This window comes from Serratia sp. PL7 (assembly GCF_945957435.1).
Genome location: NZ_CAMFLB010000074.1, coordinates 1 through 3,658, shown reverse-complemented (window position 1 = coordinate 3,658; position 3,658 = coordinate 1). Strand labels below are relative to the sequence as shown.

3 protein-coding genes and 1 pseudogene are annotated in these 3,658 nt (G+C 47.7%); 1 reads left to right on the top strand and 3 read right to left on the bottom strand.

What is annotated here, in order from left to right:
* Positions 1 to 208 (top strand): annotated as a pseudogene (locus tag N6G83_RS54050) (hypothetical protein); the annotation flags it as partial.
* Between the two features lie 616 nt (positions 209 to 824).
* On the opposite strand, the gene N6G83_RS54045 reads toward N6G83_RS54050, so the two are convergent.
* From N6G83_RS54045 to N6G83_RS54035, 3 genes are all read right to left on the bottom strand, one after another.
* A complete protein-coding gene (locus N6G83_RS54045) occupies positions 825 to 1,091 on the bottom strand; it encodes a hypothetical protein (RefSeq protein WP_146257330.1) in 267 nt (88 codons plus the stop codon).
* 752 nt (positions 1,092 to 1,843) lie between these two features.
* Positions 1,844 to 2,374, bottom strand: a complete 531-nt coding sequence (locus N6G83_RS54040; RefSeq protein WP_012634455.1) for a hypothetical protein — start codon at positions 2,372 to 2,374, stop codon at positions 1,844 to 1,846.
* A 2-nt stretch (positions 2,375 to 2,376) separates the two neighbouring features.
* On the bottom strand, positions 2,377 to 3,339 hold the full coding sequence (locus N6G83_RS54035) for a MobA/MobL family protein (RefSeq protein ID WP_012634454.1): 963 nt from the start codon (positions 3,337 to 3,339) through the stop codon (positions 2,377 to 2,379).
* Positions 3,340 to 3,658: the final 319 nt, after the last annotated feature.

The window sequence follows — 3,658 nt, the reverse complement described above, 5'->3', positions numbered from 1 at the left end:
ACAGGATGCCGCGCAGAAAAAGGCGGTTCAGGCACGGATTTCAGGTCAGAAAAACCGCAGGGAACGTAATCACAAACTGTTCTTGGCTGCCGGACTGATGATTGACGCGGGACTGGTTGATACAAAAACGGGTGAGTTGAATTTTGACTCTGAAAAATTACTGACCGCGCTGAAACGGGTACGCTGTGATCTGGAAACATCGGTGTGACCGTGCATTCTGCAAGGATTCAGTGATATGACGCTTCCTCGATGCAAAACCAGTTTGCATCTTGCGGCGAGCGTTGCAGATTGAAATACGAGGGGATTTTTTGCTTAAGTCCAGAAAGCGCAGAGCCGAAATGATTGTGACATCACTCCGGCTCTGCTAATCTGATTCGGTGCATTCGTTGCTAAGATCAGACCTAGACAATCCAATCTTAGCAATGGGAAGCTAGCTTGTCACTACTTCCTTAAAACCATTCAACGACATTAACTCAAATGCACCACTTGATTGACTCGGACTTAGCCCGGTCTCCGAAAGGATAAACAGGCAAATTGTGGTAGTAACGTACCGTCACACGAAATGACGGCTCTGCCTCCGAATCACGCTGCGGTATCGAAAGATTACAGTGCGTACCTGATAAGAGCACCAATCAACGGACCAGGGTTTCTAGGATTGTACCGTCGAGAGAAGCCCAACCTGACCAGACTTAGCTAGATTAGAGAGCTAAGAAGCCATGACCCAATAGCCGATCATGGAGAAAAGCAAAGACAAAAAGACGTTGTCGCTTCGCTCCGTTTTGATTAGTACCACATTGGGGCATTAGACTTTTTATGCTTAATTATCAGCGATAATTATCAAGAGCGAACAAAAGTTCAACTAGGTCTATAGATCTCACATCGTCCCATCGTTTATAGCTTTTGGATTTACCAGTATCATGCCATCTCCATTTTGGTCCTAGCACATATTCACATATAGACTGGTGATCAATTGAGGCTGTAACAAAAACAGCACCACCTTGCTGACAAAAATAAGTATGCCCCTTAAGATCGTCACGAATAATTTTCTTTTTCCATGTATCAACTTTTTGGCATTCTATTTTTAACGGCATTACGCTCCAACTCCAAAAATGAGACTATCTCTAAAGTGATTAAAAAATTTTTTTTTGCTGCTCTTAGCTGCAGCTTACTATCTGGATGCAGCGGATTGCTAAATAGTTATAAAAAAGCTGTTGTAGAGTCTGTTTACGGTAAACGTCCAACAACGACTGAATTAGAATCCACTTTACAGAGTGTAATAGGCAAAAGTGATTTAGAGTTAGTTAAGATGCTGGGATCGCCTGACAAAACTTACTATACAAATGGTCATAAATTCCTTTCCTACACAAATAATTACAGTGTAAACACCCCATCTGTATCACCTAACTATAGAACAAATATTTATGGTTCAACTGCCTATACTACAAGTTACGGAGGACGTGATGCTAGGGTAGTAACATACTCATGTACAATTACTTTCGAGGTAGTAAACGAAAAAATATCTGGAACTACATATTTCGGGGATGGATGCACATATTAACTACCAATATTTACCATAATGTCTCATTACGCGCACCGCTGAAACGCGCTCAGGGCGGTTTTACGTCCTGAGCCATAAAAACCCCCGTCTTCTCACCGAAAACCGCTCAGAATCGCATACCGTGATTTTCAGCCCCATGCATAACCATGCACCTGACTGACTGGCGAGAACTTCCGGCCTGAATTCAGGCCGGAAGTCTCAAAAGACGCCCCAAACCCGGCTGAAAACGGTGAACGGGTGCGCAATTTATTGTGCGAACGTGAGGCGTTGGACAAGCGCAGCGCGTCAGTTCTTTTTCTTTTCCGGTTTCTGTTCCGTTGTCAGCAGCTTTTCAAGGTCTGCCACTTTCTGATAGACGGCAGCAGACGCGTTGTAATTGTCCTGTAGTTCCGTTTTCACAAACCAGCTTGTGGCAAATATCAGTACGACAAAGGCAACCGCAACCCCTGCAAACCACTTCCAGCTGTAACCCCGCAGCGTGTTGTACTCCGCGATGATATTGCTGCGGATAATGGAAATTTCCTTGTCCAGCGCGTCCGCATTGATTTTCATGTTCCCGACGGATTTTTCCAGACGCTGAAAATCAGCGCTGATACGCTCGCCAATCAGCCCCGCAACATCCATTTTCTGCACTTCCTGCCGGACTTCATCCCGTACCTGCTGTGCCACACTGTCTGATATTTCCCGGTAGCCTTTCAGGGTTTCCCTTGCCACCGCCAGCGAATCCGCCACGGCTTTCTGCTGCTCTTTTGCGGCCTCTTTCAGATGCTCCGCCGACAGCAGGAGTGTGAGAAGTTTTTCTTCGGTGCTCGCCATAGTTACCTGCTTATGGAAAATCCGCGTGACAGGGATTTCACGCGCTCTATTTCAACATTTCCCTGTTTTGTGACCCGTGCAGCCATCTCCCGCCCGTACTGCTGCGAGATATCATGCGTCAGAGATCTGACCAGTTCCTTCCGGTTTACCTCGATACCGCTGGCATTCATCCAGCTACGGTCGCTGTGGTCGATATGCTTCGCCTGTTCAGGCACATCCACGACTGAAAACGTCCGGCTGTCTTTAATATCCTGCCTCTGGCTGTCGTCCAGTCGTCCGGCTGCTTCAAAACCGAGATGCTGTTCCGGTTTCCGGTCTATACCCTGTGCTTTCAGTGACCGGCTATCAATAAAACCCTGCTCAAAGCCATATCGTTTCATATGCGCGTTGTGCGTACGCTCCCAGCGCTCCCGCAGGGCTTTCAGTGCCTGTTTTTGTTCTGTAGGGGTTAAATTATGCCCTGAGTCCTTGCGCGCGCCGCCACGCGCCGGAAATTTGGCGTTATAGCGCCTGAAATACTGCTCTGGGCTGCGCTTAATACCGTCATCAACACGCTGGCTCATCATGATATGGGCGTGCGGCTGTTCGCCGCCGTCAATGCTGGCTTGCGGATTGTGAATCGCAAACGAATACGTATGTTGACCGCCCGTTTCCTGCTTCACAAAATCCCTGACAAGCTCCAGCCGCTGCGCTTCGTTCAGTTCACGGGGTAGTGCTATCTCGATTTCCCGGTACGTTGAACCGTTGGCACGTTCGAACGCATCCGCAGCCTGCCAGAAATGGGCGGGGTCATCTTTCGCCCATTCCGGCATATTGCCGTGCTCGGTGTGTTCGAGATCTTTTCGCTGACTGAACTTATCTTCCCGCGTGATGTAATTGGCATGAGCAAGGGCTTTACCCTTGCCGCCAAATTTCACGCTGAGATGATAGGTTGCCATGATGTTTTTGCCCTTGGTTTTACGCACGTGTTTCTGCCCGCAGGGAGAAACATATAAGTGCGCTTTACTCTAATTTGAAGAATTATGAGTAAAGATAAGTCATGCGACTTCTGACCGCAAGTTATATACTTTCACCATCGGAAATATCGGGATGGGGAAGTTAAACGATGCGGATCAGTAACGTCGAATGGCTTAAAAAGCGCATAGGCTTCATCAGAAAACTGGGGGAGAAAACAACACGGCAACGGCAGATTATCGACCTGCTGGATGATGAGGCTTCGCTCAGTGAGACTGACAGGCGACTGCTCCACGTTCTGGCAACCGCTGAAAAAAACGAGTTGCAGGA